Annotated in this window: 15 protein-coding genes and 1 pseudogene; 11 read left to right on the top strand and 5 right to left on the bottom strand. The window is 70.4% G+C overall.

Going from position 1 to position 15,152, the window contains the following annotated elements; all coding sequences use genetic code 11:
* Window positions 1-114 precede the first annotated feature (114 nt).
* A pseudogene (locus BN2660_RS16520) lies at window positions 115-190 on the top strand.
* 110 nt (window positions 191-300) lie between these two features.
* Entirely contained in the window at window positions 301-501 is a 201-nt protein-coding gene (locus BN2660_RS02585) for a glycine zipper domain-containing protein (protein ID WP_091226881.1), read from the top strand.
* 17 nt (window positions 502-518) lie between these two features.
* On the opposite strand, the gene BN2660_RS02580 is transcribed toward BN2660_RS02585, so the two are convergent.
* Together BN2660_RS02580 and BN2660_RS02575 are read right to left on the bottom strand one after the other, a co-directional pair.
* Window positions 519-1,451, bottom strand: a complete 933-nt coding sequence (locus BN2660_RS02580; RefSeq protein ID WP_091226879.1) for an HAD family hydrolase — start codon at window positions 1,449-1,451, stop codon at window positions 519-521.
* Between the two features lie 82 nt (window positions 1,452-1,533).
* Complete coding sequence (locus BN2660_RS02575; RefSeq protein WP_091227111.1) at window positions 1,534-2,343, bottom strand: SDR family oxidoreductase; 810 nt, start codon at window positions 2,341-2,343, stop codon at window positions 1,534-1,536.
* 127 nt (window positions 2,344-2,470) lie between these two features.
* On the opposite strand from BN2660_RS02575, the gene arfB reads away from it, so the two are divergent.
* On the top strand, window positions 2,471-2,911 hold the full coding sequence (gene arfB / locus BN2660_RS02570) for an alternative ribosome rescue aminoacyl-tRNA hydrolase ArfB (RefSeq protein ID WP_091226876.1): 441 nt from the start codon (window positions 2,471-2,473) through the stop codon (window positions 2,909-2,911).
* Between the two features lie 16 nt (window positions 2,912-2,927).
* Here arfB and BN2660_RS02565 read toward each other — a convergent pair whose 3' ends face one another.
* Complete coding sequence (locus tag BN2660_RS02565; RefSeq protein WP_091226873.1) at window positions 2,928-5,000, bottom strand: bifunctional lysylphosphatidylglycerol flippase/synthetase MprF; 2,073 nt, start codon at window positions 4,998-5,000, stop codon at window positions 2,928-2,930.
* A 4-nt stretch (window positions 5,001-5,004) separates the two neighbouring features.
* Window positions 5,005-5,733 (bottom strand): hypothetical protein, encoded by a 729-nt coding sequence (locus BN2660_RS02560; protein ID WP_091226870.1) that lies wholly within the window; start codon window positions 5,731-5,733, stop codon window positions 5,005-5,007.
* A gap of 97 nt (window positions 5,734-5,830) precedes the next feature.
* Here BN2660_RS02560 and BN2660_RS02555 point away from each other — a divergent pair, with 97 nt between their 5' ends.
* The 4 genes from BN2660_RS02555 to BN2660_RS02540 all read left to right on the top strand — a co-directional run bounded on the left by BN2660_RS02555 (window position 5,831) and on the right by BN2660_RS02540 (window position 9,917).
* Entirely contained in the window at window positions 5,831-6,910 is a 1,080-nt protein-coding gene (locus BN2660_RS02555; RefSeq protein ID WP_091226867.1) for a PQQ-dependent sugar dehydrogenase, read from the top strand.
* 95 nt (window positions 6,911-7,005) lie between these two features.
* Window positions 7,006-7,356, top strand: a complete 351-nt coding sequence (locus tag BN2660_RS02550; RefSeq protein WP_091226864.1) for a PLD nuclease N-terminal domain-containing protein — start codon at window positions 7,006-7,008, stop codon at window positions 7,354-7,356.
* Window positions 7,353-9,017, top strand: coding sequence for a 2-succinyl-5-enolpyruvyl-6-hydroxy-3-cyclohexene-1-carboxylic-acid synthase (menD, locus tag BN2660_RS02545; RefSeq protein ID WP_091226861.1), 1,665 nt, complete (start codon window positions 7,353-7,355; stop codon window positions 9,015-9,017). Before BN2660_RS02550 ends, menD begins: the two co-directional genes overlap by 4 nt.
* Before the next feature lie 57 nt (window positions 9,018-9,074).
* Entirely contained in the window at window positions 9,075-9,917 is an 843-nt protein-coding gene (locus tag BN2660_RS02540; RefSeq protein WP_091226858.1) for a polyphosphate kinase 2 family protein, read from the top strand.
* Between the two features lie 21 nt (window positions 9,918-9,938).
* Here BN2660_RS02540 and BN2660_RS02535 read toward each other — a convergent pair whose 3' ends face one another.
* Window positions 9,939-11,189, bottom strand: a complete 1,251-nt coding sequence (locus tag BN2660_RS02535; protein ID WP_091226855.1) for an isochorismate synthase — start codon at window positions 11,187-11,189, stop codon at window positions 9,939-9,941.
* A gap of 72 nt (window positions 11,190-11,261) precedes the next feature.
* Here BN2660_RS02535 and BN2660_RS02530 point away from each other — a divergent pair, with 72 nt between their 5' ends.
* Genes BN2660_RS02530 through BN2660_RS02515 form a run of 4 tightly spaced genes read left to right on the top strand, consistent with a single transcriptional unit; the run spans window position 11,262 to window position 15,095 of the window.
* Complete coding sequence (locus BN2660_RS02530; protein ID WP_091226853.1) at window positions 11,262-11,825, top strand: DUF402 domain-containing protein; 564 nt, start codon at window positions 11,262-11,264, stop codon at window positions 11,823-11,825.
* Complete coding sequence (locus BN2660_RS02525) at window positions 11,822-12,556, top strand: class I SAM-dependent methyltransferase (RefSeq protein WP_091226850.1); 735 nt, start codon at window positions 11,822-11,824, stop codon at window positions 12,554-12,556. The genes BN2660_RS02530 and BN2660_RS02525 overlap by 4 nt, the downstream gene beginning before the upstream one ends.
* Window positions 12,557-12,601: 45 nt before the next feature.
* A complete protein-coding gene (locus BN2660_RS02520) occupies window positions 12,602-13,663 on the top strand; it encodes a polyprenyl synthetase family protein (protein ID WP_091226847.1) in 1,062 nt (353 codons plus the stop codon).
* Window positions 13,664-13,721: 58 nt separating this feature from the next.
* A complete protein-coding gene (locus BN2660_RS02515) occupies window positions 13,722-15,095 on the top strand; it encodes an FAD-dependent oxidoreductase (RefSeq protein ID WP_091226844.1) in 1,374 nt (457 codons plus the stop codon).
* Window positions 15,096-15,152 lie beyond the last annotated feature (57 nt).

The raw sequence follows: 15,152 nt of genomic DNA, 5'->3' as shown, positions 1-15,152 counted from the left end.
GGGAGACGTGCCGCGAGACGCGCCGTGACGAAAGTCGTCACACCGCGACGCTTTCGGTCAGACGCGGCAACGATCCTGGTTTTCCGGATCACGGCCAGGTAACGTCATCCTCATCGCGGCGATCCGGGCGGTCCCGGGCCTCAGCTCATACCTGACGGCGTTGCGGGTTCGACTCCCGCCGTCGCGTCCACTCGAGAAGCCCCGCGGGTCCCGTACCGGAACGGATCGAATCCCAGCGGCCCCCCATTGTCCGTCGCACGGTGGATGTGCGCTGCGTCGTCCCGACGTAGCGTCACCTTCATGACTGATTCAGAAGAGGACTCCAAGAAGACATCGGGGCGCGGTGTAGCACTCGGTATCGCGCTCGGGCTCCCGTTGGGCGCGGCGGCAGGACTGACCGTGCTCGACAACCTCGCCTTGGGCGTCGGGATGGGGCTCGCGCTCGGACTGATCTTCGGCGTCGCTTTCGAGTCGTCGAGGAAGGTTCCTGACGCCGAATAGTTCGCTGGTCGGCTCCGTCACACCGTCGCGTCCGGGAACACGCTCGACCAGTCGTCTGCGACGCTCACCACCGTGTACCCGCGTTCGCCTGATTCGGCCAGCGCCTTCTCCGCTCCCTTGTCGTAAGGGGTGTCCCCGCGACCGGTGTGGTCGTCGTGGTGGACGATGAGACCGAAACCCGTCGCAGCGCCGAGTGCGAAGTCGAGCATCGGCATGTCGCCATTCGCGTTGCCTGCGGCGAAGATCGGGCGCCGGCCGATGCGGCTCCAGATCCTGACCGGCTTCTCGGGTCCGTCGTCGAAGAACTCCAGGGACGTCCCGTACCGCACCTCCGCCGACGTCTCGTCGTAGGTGAGCCCGTACGCGGATCCGATGACACGCTCGGGCGGGATGCCGTAGTAGTCCTCCGCCATGGGACGCATGAAGTCTCGCTCGCCTGCCGAGACGATGTAGCAGGTGAAGTCGTGCGCCTCGAGGTATCGCAGCAGTTCGACCATCGGGCGATACACGGTCTGCGCGTATGGCCGTGTCAGAGTCGGGTGCTGCGCGGTCCGATAGAACTCGCCCACCGATGACGCGTAGGCGTCGACGCTGAGGTCCTTCGTCACCTCCACGATGGCTCCGATGAGGATGTGCAGGTCGGTGTCGTCACCGGCGTAGTGCTTGTCCACGGCGGCGCCGATCCAGGACAGATCCCCGCTCGCCACGGCCAGGTAGGGCTGGCGCGATGCCAGGGATCGATCCTCGGCCAACCTCGCGCGCCACTGCTCCGTGACATAGGCGAGCTGTGTCGGCATCGGCTTCTCGGTCCAGAGCGTGCCGTCGTTGTCGAACACCGCCACCCGCTCGGGTACCGGCACCGCGGCCGATCCGCTGGTCACCGAGTCGACGAACGACTCGATCGCCCGTCTGGTGGCCGTGTCGCGCCAGGAGGTCAGCAGATCAGCCATGAGGAGGCCCTTCTCGGTCGACGTGAGGCCAACGTAGCAGCGGCCGTCGTCGAGGTGAACCCCCTCTCCGCGGGTGCCTCGGTTACACGGTCCGCCAGTCGTGGGCCGTGATCGCGGCACCCGCCTGCGGGCCCATCTGCAGCATCCCGCCGTCGATGACGATCGATGCGCCGGTGATGTATGCGGCCTCCGGCGACGCGAGGAACGCGATCAGCGCGGCGACCTCGCGAGCGTCGCCCGGGCGCCCGAGCGGGATGCCGGGGCGGTCCACGGTGTGCGGATCGACGTCGTCGTTGCCGGTCATCTCCGTCGCGATCTCGCCGGGCGCCACGCTCACCGCGGTGATGCCGAATGTGCCGAGCTCCAGCGCGAGGTTCTTCATGAGCCCGCCGAGACCGTGCTTGGCGGCGTCGTAGACGCTCGCGCCGACCATCGGCTGGTGCTCGTGCACGCTCGTGACGGCGATCAGGCGTCCTCCGCGCCCTGCGGCGACCATCGATCGCGCGGCCCGCTGCAGGCAGACGAACGCGCCCGTGAGATCGGTGTCCATGACGCGGTTCCAGTCCTCGAGAGTGAGCTCGAGGAATCCGGTGCTCGCGCCGGTGCCCGCGTTGTTGACGAACACGTCCACCCCGCCGAGCTCGGCGATCAGGCCGTCGACCACGTCGCCGCACCGGGGGATGTCGGAGGCGTCGAGCTGGGCGACGACCGCGCGGGCCCCATGACTGCGCACCTCCTCGGCCGTCCGCTCGGCACCCTCCTGGTCGGAGTGCCAGGTGATGCCCACGTCGATCCCCGCCGCGGCGAGGGCGACGGCGGTGGCCCGCCCGATGCCCGAGTCCGCTCCGGTCACGATCGCGCGCCGTGCTTCGGCGTCGAAATCCGTTCTCATCATCCGCTCCTCATCGGTCGTCCGTCCACGATTGCTGCGACGGTACGACCGCGAGCGACGCTGAGCCCAACGGGTTGACGGCACGGCAGTGCGGCGCTAGCGGACGCGACACGCCAAGATGGATCCCATGGCCGAACCGCTCCGTCCGGGTCTCCGGATCTCGTCGGGACTCACGATCCCCGAGTCTGAGCTGTCCTGGCGGTTCTCGCGGTCGTCGGGCCCCGGCGGGCAGGGCGTCAATACGGCCGACTCCCGGGTCGAGCTGCTGTGGGACGTCGGAGCGAGCGCTGTGCTCTCGCCCGTCCACCGTGAGCGGATCCTCGACAGGCTGGGCGGGCGCCTCGTGAGAGGTGTCCTGACGATCGCGGCGTCCGAGCATCGCGCTCAGCTGCGCAACAGGGATGCCGCCCGCGAGCGCCTGGCCGCCCTCGTCGCCGAGGCGATCCGGCCCCCGGCCGCACCGCGCCGCGCGACGAAGCCGAGCCGAGGGTCGAAGGAGCGCCGCCTGTCGGCGAAGCGCCGCCGCACCGACGTGAAGCAGTTGCGCAAGCCGCCCCGCGACGGCTGACCCTCGGGAGAGAGCGTCAGTCCTTGCTGCCGCGCACGAGCTCGAGTCCGGCCCCGGCGAACTGACGCAGCGTCGCATCGGGGAGGAACGCCCGGGTGAGCGCCGGTCCGATCGCGGCCAGGTCGCTCTCATCACGGAACAGCAGGTACATGGTCTCGTAGCGCGGGTGGAACTTCTGCTTGAAGCGGTGCAGCGAGGCGAAGCCGTAGACCGGCTCCAGAGCCTCCGCCAGCCGATCACTCAGAGCGGCGATCATGCCGGCATCCGGCGGGTAGTCGTGAGCGAGCGGAGCCCCGGAGAGCGACATGATCTCGGCTCCCTCCTCCGAGAACTGCTTCGCGGATGCTCCGATGAGGTACTCCATGACGGGGCCGAAGCCTCCCTCGCGCCGTCGCATGAGGTCGAGCGTCCAGCCGCGCACGGTGCCGCCCTCGCCGTACACAGGCAGCCAGGAGAGGAATCCGTCGACGTCGCCGTTCGGCGCGAGGGCGAGCGCGAGTCGGACTTCCGGATCCTCGGCCTCGTCCAGCGTGCCGAGCGTGAAGCGCATCTCCGGCAGGTCCTTGTCGCCGACCCACGCCTCCGAGATCGCGCGGAGCTGCTGGCGCACACCCCAGGGCTCGTCCGCGAGGCGGGTCATACGGAAGGTCATCTCCTCCCGGCCCGCGCGGTTCAGCGAGCTGCGCACCGAGTTCCATCGCTTGCCGGTGAACTCGAGGCCCGGCAGATCGACGATCGTGTCGTCCGCGACGACGAGGTTCCGCCAGGTGTCGGGAACGGCACTCCTCGTCGCCTCGTCGGCGCTGAAGAAGCACGGCACGAGTCCGGCCTGCTCGGCCGTGCGGATGAATTCGACGACAGCGGCGGCGCGAGACGCGGCCGGCCCGATCGGATCGGCGAGAGCGAGGGCGACGCCTGCGCGCCGCTGATAGGCGACGATCCCACCGCCCGTGCGGGCGTAGCTGTTGCCCTCCCACGTCGTCATCCACGAGAGCGTGCCGCCGCCGTGTGCGCGCAGTTCTGCCTTCACCTCGTCGACGGACGGCGCGGGCTGCGTGCCGAGCAGCGATCTCCGCTTCGCCCGGAACGCGCGGCGCACCGCGATCAGGTACGCGAGCATGATCACCCACAGGAACCCGTTCGCGAGGGCGAGCTCGGTCTCGCCGTCCCAGCGGAAGTCGACCTGAGCCTGCGAGAAGACGGTGATGAGGATGAAGATGAGCGCCGCGATGAGGATGTTGAACAGGCCCAGCAGGATCACCAGCACCCACGACCAGCGTCGTCCGCGACGCAGGCCGGTGACGAGCACGAGGATGACGACGAGGTCGATCGCCAGGTCGATGAATCCCCCGGATGCCGGTTCCGTCGGCCCGAACGGGCCGTCGGTGGCCACCAGCGTCGTGATGATCTCGACGGCACCCAGCACGAGAAGCGCGACGACGGCGATGAGCCGCTGTTCGCGGACGGTGGTGCGCTGTACCCGCAGCGTGCGGTCGACGACGAGGATGAGCAGCACGGCGAGCAGGTGCTCGAGATCGGCGACCTTGCCCCAGAACAGCATCGAGATGAACACGAAGGCGAGCAGCACGAGCCACCCGCGCACCCGCCACGGCGGACGGAACAGTCCGACGGCGGCGGCCATGCACGCCATCGTGCCGCCGGATGCGCCGACGTCGAGCGCCTGGGCCTGCGTGGTGGCCCAGGCCCAGGGCAGCTGCGACGCGAGCGACAGCACGAGGGCGGTCGCGAACATCGCGAACAGCTGGCCGATCCAGTAGTAGAGGAGCGCGACGCGGCTGCCGCGGCGGAACTCGAGATACGCCATGCCCCAGAAGCCCGAGATCGTGAACACGTAGACCCAGGGCGAGTTGACGAAGAAGGTGCCGGTGAGCGGGGTCCACCACTTCGCCTCGAGGAAGTTCGGCAGACCATAGGCGACCGAGGAGAAGAGGTCGGTCTCCTCGAACGGTCGCCAGAGCCCCTGCCACACGGCACCGACGAGGAGGATCAGCCCCACCATCGTGAGGGTCGCCGGTATGCGCCGCACCACGGTGAGAACGGGATGCGTGGGGGTGCGCGCCTCGGTCATGCGCTCAGCGTAGCGACGGAGGAGGCGCCGGGGGAGTGCTCCGCCGAGGTACGTGGTGGTTCCACGCCCAGCGGAACCCGATGCCGCCGAAGGTCATGAACCCGGCCGCGAACAGAAGACCGGCGAAGACGCCGCCGCCGATGGCCACGTCGAACCGGCCCCCCGCCGCCACCACCGCCGACCCGGCCAGCAGGCCCACGACGCAGGCGTTCACGACGATGAGCAGCATCACCGAGCTGCCGAGCAGGATGCTGACGCCACGCGGACGCAGGAACGAGTACGTCCGCTTCATGCCCGCCTCGTCGTCGTACGGAGAGGCGAGGAAGACGTCGGCGACCTGCGGGTCGATGTCGACGTAGGCGCCGCGGATCCTGTTCATCGCGACGACGTACATCAGGTCCTCCTCGGAGACGTTCATCACGCGCACCTGCGTCATGAAGCCGATGAGCGCGAGGAAGGCCAGGATCGCGAGCGCCGCCGATCCGAACCAGTCGCCGAAGCCCGAGGCCTGCCCCAGCAGTCCGATCGTCACGAGTCCGGCCGAGACGAGGGTGAGGAAGATCGTGATCCGTGTGAGCACCTCGCTCTGGGCCGTGCTGCGCGCGGCGAGCAGCCCCCAGTGCTCGGTCGCGAGCAGCTGGGCGCGGCGGCTCAGGGCCGCATCGGACTCCATCGGATCCGGTGCCGCCTGCCCGTCGGGTGCGGGCTCCTCGAGGGATGAGCGATCGCTCATATCGGTATTGTGCACCCGCGGCGTCGTGCGCGACACGGCTTCTCGATCCCGCCGATCAGCCCTGTCGCCGCGACGCGTCTGCGGGTTGGATGGAGTCATGACCCGTTCGCCTCGCCCCCGCCGCTCGATGTCGCGCCACTCCGTGTCGCGCCGCACGAGTGCGATCGGCGGCGCCGCGGCATCCGCCCTGCTCCTGTTCGGCTGCGCGCCGGAGCCCGGTCCGCCGTCCGTGGCGGCGTCCGACGTCGTCGCCGACGAGCTCGATGCGCCCTGGTCCGTCGCCTTCCACGACGGCACGGCCCTCGTGAGCGAGCGCGACAGCGCGCGGGTGCTCGAGATCGATGCCGAAGGGGAGGTGCGCGAGGTCGCGGTGATCGACGGCGTCGCGGCCGGGGGAGAGGGCGGACTGCTCGGACTCGCCGTGCACGAGGGCGAGCTGTACACCTACTTCACTGCGGCGGAGGAGAACCGGGTCGAGCGGCGCGCGATCGGCGGCGAGCCGGGAGCACTGGCACTCGGCGCGCCCGAGACCGTCATCGACGACATCCCCGCGGCCGGCAACCACAACGGCGGGCGCATCGCCTTCGGCCCCGACGGGATGCTGTACGTGACGACCGGCGATGCCGGCGATCGCGACAGTGCGCAGGACGTGGATGCGCTCTCGGGCAAGATCCTGCGTCTCACGCCCGAGGGCGACGTCCCCGACGACAACCCGTTCGAGGGCTCGCCCGTCTACAGCTACGGCCATCGCAATCCGCAGGGCATCGGGTGGGATGCCGCGGGGACGATGTACGCCGCCGAGTTCGGGCAGGACACCTGGGACGAGCTGAACGTCATCGAGCCCGGCGGCGACTACGGCTGGCCCGAGGTCGAGGGCATCGCCGGCGACGCGGACTTCATCGACCCGGTGCAGCAGTGGGCGCCCGAGGCGGCGAGCCCGAGCGGCCTCGCGGTGACGGCATCCGAGATCCTCATCGCCAACCTGCGCGGCGAGCGTCTGCGCGTCGTGCCCCTCGACGACCTCTCGACGAGCACCGAGCGTCTCGTCGGCGAGCTGGGCAGACTCCGCGACGTCGTCGTCGCGCCGGAGGGCGAGGTCTGGGTGATGACGAACAACACCGACGGACGAGGCAGCCCGCGCGGCGGCGACGACCGCATCGTCCTGCTCGACGGCTGACGGCTCGGCGCCGCGGAGTCTAACGATCCGGCTTCGGTGGAGGCGGTGACGGAACCTCCGGGGCCGCACTCGATTCGCGCGCCTACACTGGAGGGGTGGCGAGACTGTTGATCGTGGGCGGCTTCCTGGCCGCCATCTTCTGGGTGTTCAGCATCGTCGACTGCGCCGTGCAGCCGTCGACGCGGCACCGGGGTGTGCGCAAGGCCGCCTGGATCGCCATCGTGGTGCTCATCCCCGTCATCGGCGGCATCCTCTGGTTCACCATCGGCCGGCGGCGCGCGAACGACAAGGGCGCGATCCGCATCGTCGCACCCGACGACGACCCGCAGTTCCTCCGCAGCATCAGCAAGAGCGAGCAGGATGCCCGCATCCGCCGTCTCGAAGAGGAACTCGCCCGGCTCGAGGACGAGACCGACGACGGCGCCGCGCCGGATCCTCGTCCGTGACGGCATCACCGGCGACGGATGCCGCGGCATCGCTTATCGCAGAACTCGTCGCGCACGGCGTGCGCGACCTCGTCCTCTCCCCGGGCTCGCGATCGCAGTCGCTCGCGCTCGCCGCGGTGAGCGCCGCCTCCGCCGGCCATCTGCGTGTGCACGTGCGGATCGACGAGCGCGTCGCCGGCTTCACGGCACTGGGCCTCTCCCGGGAGAGCGGGGTGCCCGCTGCCGTCCTCTGCACGTCGGGCACCGCGGCGGCGAACCTGCTGCCCGCCGCGATGGAGGCGTTCCACTCCGGCATCCCGCTGCTGCTGCTCACCGCCGATCGCCCGCCCGAGCTGCGCGGCGTCGGCGCCAACCAGGCGACCATCCAGCCCGGCATGTTCGCCGCGTGGGCGCGCGAGCAGATCGACGCGCCCGTCCCCGGCGACGGTGATTGGACGGGCCTGGCGTCCCGCGCGATCGAGATCGCACGAGGAGCAGACGCCGCCAACGGCCACTCGGGCGTCGCCGGTCCCGTGCACCTGAACCTGCCGTCACGCGAACCGCTGTCGGGGTCGCTCCCGTCGATCGACATCGCGCCCGGTGAGGCCCCGCGTCCCGCCGTCGGCGAGCCGCTGGTCCTCGACCGCGGCCCCCGCACCGTGGTCATCGCGGGTGCAGACGCCGGACCGGATGCCGAGGAGATCGCGCACGTCGGCTCCTGGCCGCTCATCGCGGAGATCGTCAGCGGCTCGCGCTTCGGACGTCAGATCGTGCACGGCTACCGGGCTCTGCTGAGCGACGACGACCTCGGGGGCCGGATCGAGCGGGCGGTCGTGCTCGGGCATCCGACCCTCAGCCGGGAGGTGGCGAGACTCCTGGCACGCACCGATGTCGACGTGATCGCCGTGCGTCGGGGCGGGGAGGAGCTGAACCTCAACGGTCGAACGACCGCGGTGGCATCCGTCGCGGTCGCCCCCGGCACCGGGGATCGCGAGTGGCTCGGCGCGTGGCTCTCGGCATCCGCCGCGCAGGCCGTGGACCTCAGCGAGCGCGCCCCCGACTCCGAGGGGCTCGCGTCGACCGATGTGGCCGCCCGCCGCGCCGCCGTGACGGCCGAGCTCGCCGCCGTCCGTCGGCCGCTCGACCGCGAACTGCTCGTCGACGCCGTGTGGCGCGCGACCTGGCCGCACGATCGTCTCGTCTTCGGCTCGTCCCGCCTGGTCCGGGTGGCCGACGCCGTGCTCGGAGGCAAGAAGGTGCCCGTGCACGCGAACCGGGGTCTCGCCGGCATCGACGGCACCATCGCCACCGCCACGGGGATCGCGATCGCGAGCCAGGCCGGAGGCGCCCCCGGCGTCACCCGGGTCCTTCTCGGCGACCTCGCCTTCCTGCACGACGTGGGCGCCCTTCTGCTGCCGCCCGACGAGACCGAGCCGCGCATCCAGGTCATCGTCGGCAACGACGGTGGAGGCACGATCTTCGACGGGCTGGAGGTCGCGACGACCGCGCCGCGCGCCGACCTCGACCGCGCCTTCTACACGCCGCACACCGTGCGCCTCGAAGAGGTCGCCCGCGCCTACGGGTGGGAGTACCAGCGCATCACCACCCGCACCGCGCTCGATCAGGCGCTGACCACCCCGGCGGGCGGGCGGCAGCTGATCGAGGTCCCGCTGACGCGCTGACCCTCCCCGTCTCGCGGGACGCGTGACTTCCGTGGCGACGGCGGGCAGGATGAGTGCATGAATGCGCACAGCTGGGCCCAGACCCTGCAGGTCGGCGAGGGGTTCCGGCTCGCCGACATCGATCCCGAGAGCACTCCGGGCTATCACGGTGCGAAGGCCGAGGGCACTCGAGACCTCAAGAAGGGGCTCGAGGAGCTCAACGAGCTGCAGGAGCGGCTGTTCGCCGAGAGCCGGGTGGGCGTCGCGAAGGATTCGGTGCTGCTGATCCTGCAGGCGATGGACTCCGCGGGCAAGGGCGGCATCGTGCGCCACGTCGTCGGCGGCGTCGACCCGCAGGGTGTGGCGTTGACCGCGTTCAAGGCTCCGACCGATGAGGAGCGCGCGCACGACTTCCTGTGGCGCGTCGAGAAGCGGCTTCCGGAGCCCGGGTTCATCGGGGTGTTCGATCGGTCGCACTACGAAGACGTCCTGATCGGCCGGGTGCGCTCGCTCGCTCCGGCCGACGAGATCGAGCGGCGCTACGACGCCATCAACGACTTCGAGGCCGGCATCGCGGCGTCGGGCACGCGCATCGTCAAGGTGATGCTGCACATCTCGCGCGACGAGCAGAAGTCGCGTCTCATGGAGCGACTCGAACGCCCCGACAAGCACTGGAAGTACAACCCCGGCGACGTCGACGAACGGATGCTGTGGGACCCGTACATGCAGGCGTACCAGACGGTGTTCGACCGCACCTCGACGGAGGTCGCGCCGTGGCACGTCGTTCCGGCGAACCACAAGTGGTTCGCCCGTCTGGCCGTGCAGGAGCTGCTGCTCGGCACTCTGCAGGACATCGATCCGCAGTGGCCCGCGGCGGACTTCGACGTCGAGGCCGAGAAGAAGCGCCTCGCGGCGAGCTGATGGCCCCGGCGGGCACGTGGCTCAGGCCAGGGCGTCGACGAGCGGACGGAACTTGACCCGGGTCTCCAGGAGCTCGGATTCGGGGTCGGACCCCGCGACGATGCCCGCGCCCGCGTACGCGGTGACCGCGATCCCGTCATCGGCGGACGTGAACTGGGCGCAGCGCAGCGCGATGGCCCATTCGCCGTTGCCTGCGGCATCCACCCAGCCCACCGGCCCGGCGTAGCGCCCGCGGTCGAACGGCTCGAGCTCACGGATCGCGGCGATCGCCGCAGGCGTCGGAGTGCCGGCCACGGCGGCGGTGGGATGCAGTGCGCCGACGAGGTCGAGCGACGACCCGCCGTCGGTCAGCTCGCCCTCGACGTCGGTCGCGAGGTGGAAGAGGTTGGGCAGCTTGAGGAGGAACGGCTGTTCGCTGGCTGCGAGGGCCCGGGTGTGCGGACGCAGCGATGCGAGCACGCTCTGCACCGCGTACTGGTGCTCGTCGAGGTCCTTCGTGCTGGAGGCGAGGTGGGCAGACGCCTCGGTGTCGGCGTCCGCATCCGCCCCACGTCCGATCGTCCCCGCCAGCACGCGTGCGGTGACGGTGCGCTGCCGCACGGTGACGAGGGTCTCGGGGCTCGCGCCGATCAGCCCGTCCACCGCGAACGCCCAGGTGTCGGGGTAGCCGGTGGACAGCGCGCGGACGAGGCGGCGGAGGTCCGAGCCTGCGGGGATGCTTCCCGTGAGGTCGCGCGCGAGCACGACCTTGCTGAGCTCGCCGTCGGCGATGCGGGCGAGCCCCTCACGGACCGAGTCCTGGTAGCCCTGCGGGCTCTGCGCACCGGGGCCCACCGTGCCGGCCCAGTGCGGCCCGTACTCGCGCGTCACGGCATCCGGCGTCGGTTCCGCGGAGGAGGAGCGGATGCTCGTGACCCAGGTGCGCCCGCGGTGACGGCCGATCACGAGCGAGGGCACGATCAGGATGCTGTCGGCGACGGAGTCCTCGTCGAAGGTCAGCGCGCCGAAGGCGACCAGCCCCGAGCCGGGCAGGCCGAGGTCGTCATGGATCTCGGCGTCCTCCGTGAGCCGTCGCCACGCGGTCGCGACGGCGGCGGACCGCAGCTCGGCGGTGCCGGCGGAGATGCGGATGCTGTCGACGATGTCATCGCCGACGGCCACGATGCCGTCGCCGCGACGCAGCCAGGCGAGGGGTCGAGCAGGATCCGCGTAGGCCAGGAGGTCTTCGACCGGGTCGATCTCTCGGGTCTCCACGACCAGCCTGCTGCTCACCCCTCCAGCCTAGTTCCCCGTCTTCCCGTCGGCCCCCGTCAGGGCGTCGGTCGCCCCGCATACAGTGGGGCCATGAGCGACGAGCGTCCCGCACCCGGCACCGAGATGATCTTCCAATGGCGCAAGTGGGACGGCTCTCCGCACTGGCGGCACGAGTGCGTCTACCTCGGCGCCGACGAGTGGGGCGACTGGATCGGTCAGCCCACCGGCTGGCCCAGCGCGCGCCCAGGCGCCGCCTTCGTCGCCGCGACGCCGAATGTGACGCTCGTGCCGCGCCGGACCGACTACGCCCTGACCGTCAACCGGGACCACCCCAGGGGCATGCGCATCTACATCGACCTCGGGTGGGAGGTGCAGTGGTCGGACGACCCGCTGCTCGCGACGGGCATCGACATGGACCTCGACGTCGTGCGGGTCGTGGGAGACCGCGGCACCTGGGTCGACGACCGCGACGAGTGGGCCGAGCACTCCGTGCGGTTCGGCTACCCGCCCGAGGTGATGACGGCGCTCGAGGCGCTCGCGCTCGACCTCGAGGAGCGCGTACGAGCGCAGGCTGCTCCGTTCGACGACGTCACAGCCGATCCATGGCTCGACCGCCTGGAAGCGCTGGAGCTCGCGCCTAGACTGGACGCGTGACCTCGAACGAATCGAACCGCGCCGACCTCGGCAAGGACCCCGCCCGCGTCAGCGGCATGTTCGACCAGGTCGCCGCGGGCTACGACCGCACGAACACGGCGATGACGGTCGGCAACGACGCGCTCTGGCGCGCCGCGACCACGCGCGCCGTCGCCCCCAAGCCGGGGGAGAAGATCCTCGACCTCGGCGCCGGCACCGCGTCGTCGTCGGCCTCTCTCGCTCGCAGCGGAGCCCAGGTGGTCGCGGCCGACTTCTCGCCGGGGATGCTCGCCGAGGGCAAGCGCCGCCACGGCAGCATCCGCAATCTCTCGTTCGTCGAGGCGGATGCCACGGATCTCCCCTTCGCGGACGACGAGTTCGATGCCGTGACGATGTCGTACGCGCTGCGCAACGTGAACGACCCGAAGAAGGCGCTGCGCGAGCTGCTCCGCGTCACGAAGCCCGGCGGCCGTCTCGTCATCAACGAGTTCTCGACCCCGCCGGGGGGCCTGTTCCGCTCGGCGTACCGCTTCTACAACTCGCAGGTGCTGCCGCGCGTCGCACGCGTCGCCGGCACCAACGGCGAGGCCTACGACTACCTCAACGAGTCGATCCGCGAGTGGCCCGACCAGAAGAAGCTGGCCGCCTGGATCCGCGAGGCCGGGTGGGCCGATGTCGCCTATCGCAACCTCTCGTTCGGGATCGTCGCGCTGCACCGCGCCCGCAAGCCGCGAGTCGACGCGTCCGCGTGAGCATCGCGCGCGAACCGGCACCGCTGACGACGGTAGGCTGAGAGCGTGACTTCGAGCCGCGTTGCCCCGGGTTCGCGACTGGCGAGCCGTCTCGGTTTCAGCGACCGTGTCTTCATCGGCACCGCCGGTCGACGCGTCGCCCAGGCGATCGAAGACGGACTCGAGCGCGTCGAGACGGGTCTCGCCGAAGATGTGCGGGTCGCGGATCCTCTCGCCGACGCCGCCAGCCGCTACCTCTACGAGGCGGGTGGCAAGCGCATCCGCCCCGTGCTCACGCTCCTCGCCGCCCAGCTCGGCGACGGCAACACCGACGAAGTGATCGACGTCGCCAAGGCTCTCGAGATCACGCACCTCGGCTCGCTCTACCACGACGACGTCATGGACGGCGCCGACCGCCGCCGCGGCGTTCCGGCCGCGCAGACGGTCTGGGGCAACAACATCGCGATCCTCACCGGGGACATCCTGTTCTCCCGCGCCAGCCAGCTGATGTCCCGCCTGGGCGAGAGGGCGATCCGGCTGCAGGCCGACACGTTCGAGCGGCTCGTCCTCGGTCAGATGCACGAGACGATCGGCGCGCAGCCCGACGACGATCCGATCGACTTCTACATCCAGGTGCTCGCCGACAAGACCGGCTCGCTGATCGCCGCGGCGACGCAGGGCGGCGTGATCTTCTCGAACGCGCCCAGCGAGTACGAAGAGCCGCTGCGCGTGTACGGAGAGAAGATCGGCGTCGCGTTCCAGCTGCTCGACGACGTCATCGACCTCTCCGCGAAGCCCGAGGACACGGGCAAGGTACCCGGCACCGATCTGCGCGCCGGCGTGCCGACGATGCCGTACCTGCTGCTCAAGGCCGAGACCGACGACGCCTCGATCGACCTCGCCGCCCGCATCGACGACGGCGTCGCCCGCATCGCCGACGGCGAGGACCCGTCGATCCTCGACGGTCCGCTCACCGAGCTCCGCGACCATGCCGGAACCCAGAAGACCCTCGCGCTCGCGCACTCCTGGACGCGGGACGCGATCGACGCACTCGCTCCGCTGCCCCGGGGAACGGTGCGCGAAGCTCTCACCCGTTTCGCTGAGACCCTCGTCGAACGCTCCAGCTGAGTGCGAGCGGCCGTCGGCCGCACACACCCTGGCGTGACGGCACACGAAAGGACCCCCTATGACCAAGCTCAGACTCGCCATCGTCGGAGCGGGCCCCGCCGGCATCTACGCCGCCGATATCCTGCTGAAGGCCGAACGCAAGTTCGACGTCTCGATCGATCTCTTCGAGCAGCTCCCCGCACCGTACGGCCTCGTGCGCTACGGCGTCGCGCCCGACCACCCCCGCATCAAGGGCATCATCAACGCCCTGCGCGACGTGCTCGACCGTGGCGACATCCGGCTCTTCGGCAACGTGCGCTTCGGTGAGGACATCACGCTCGACGACCTCAAGAAGCACTACAACGCGGTGATCTTCGCCACCGGTGCGATCCGCGACACCTCGCTGGACATTCCGGGAATCGACGCGGTCGCCTCCTATGGTGCGGCGGACTACGTGAGCTGGTTCGACGGTCACCCCGACGTGCCGCGCGAGTGGCCGCTGGACGCGGCCTCCGTCGGCGTGCTGGGCAATGGCAACGTCGCGCTCGACGTGGCGCGGATGCTCGCGAAGCACGCTGAGGACCTCCTCGTGACCGAGGTCCCGGAGAACGTCTACGAGGGGCTGAAGGCCAGCGCCGTCACCGACGTCCATGTCTTCGGACGCCGTGGCCCCGCGCAGGTGAAGTTCACCCCTCTCGAGCTCCGCGAGCTCGGCGAGCTGCGCGATGTCGACATGGTCGTCTACGACGAGGACTTCGACTACGACGACGCCTCGAAGGACGCTGTGGCCAGCAACAAGCAGGTCATGGTCATCGATCGCATCTTGCAGTCGTGGCGCAAGCGCGACTCGGTGAACAACGCCGGCGGAACCGCGTCCCGCCGTCTGCACCTGCACTTCTGGGCACGCCCGGTCGAGGTCCGCACCGACGAGTCCGGCCGCGTCGCCGCACTCGTGTACGAGCGCACCCGGCCCGACGGGCAGGGCGGTGCCGTGGGCACGGGCGAGATGCGCGAGGTGCCGCTGCAGGCGCTCTACCGCGCGATCGGCTACTTCGGCTCCGCGCTTCCCGGTGTGCCGTTCGACAAGAAGCACGGAGTGATCCCCAACCGCGAAGGCCAGGTGCTCGCGAAGGACTCCAACCAGCAGATGCCCGGCATCTACGCCACGGGATGGATCAAGCGCGGACCGGTCGGACTCATCGGCCACACGAAGTCGGATGCCATGGAGACGGTCCGCCACATCATCAACGACCAGGGCTCGTGGTGGCACCCGGAGGACCCGTCGGAGGCGGCGATCCCGGCGCTCCTGCAGGAGCGCGGCGTGCAGTGGACCGACCTCGACGGCTGGCACCGCCTCGACGAGCACGAGATCGCGCTCGGCGCACCGCACGAGCGCGCACGCGTGAAGGTCGTGCCGCGTGACGAGATGGTGCGCGTCTCCCGCGGGGAGTGACCGTCACCTGATCGTTGTCGGCACCCGGTGCGCCCGCGGAGCGGCGTCCGTACGCTG

The organism is Microbacterium sp. 3J1, from assembly GCF_001049495.1.
Lineage (GTDB): Bacteria > Actinomycetota > Actinomycetes > Actinomycetales > Microbacteriaceae > Microbacterium.
The sequence above is the reverse complement of the archived record's forward strand: the minus strand, read 5'-3'. Positions and strand labels throughout refer to the sequence as shown.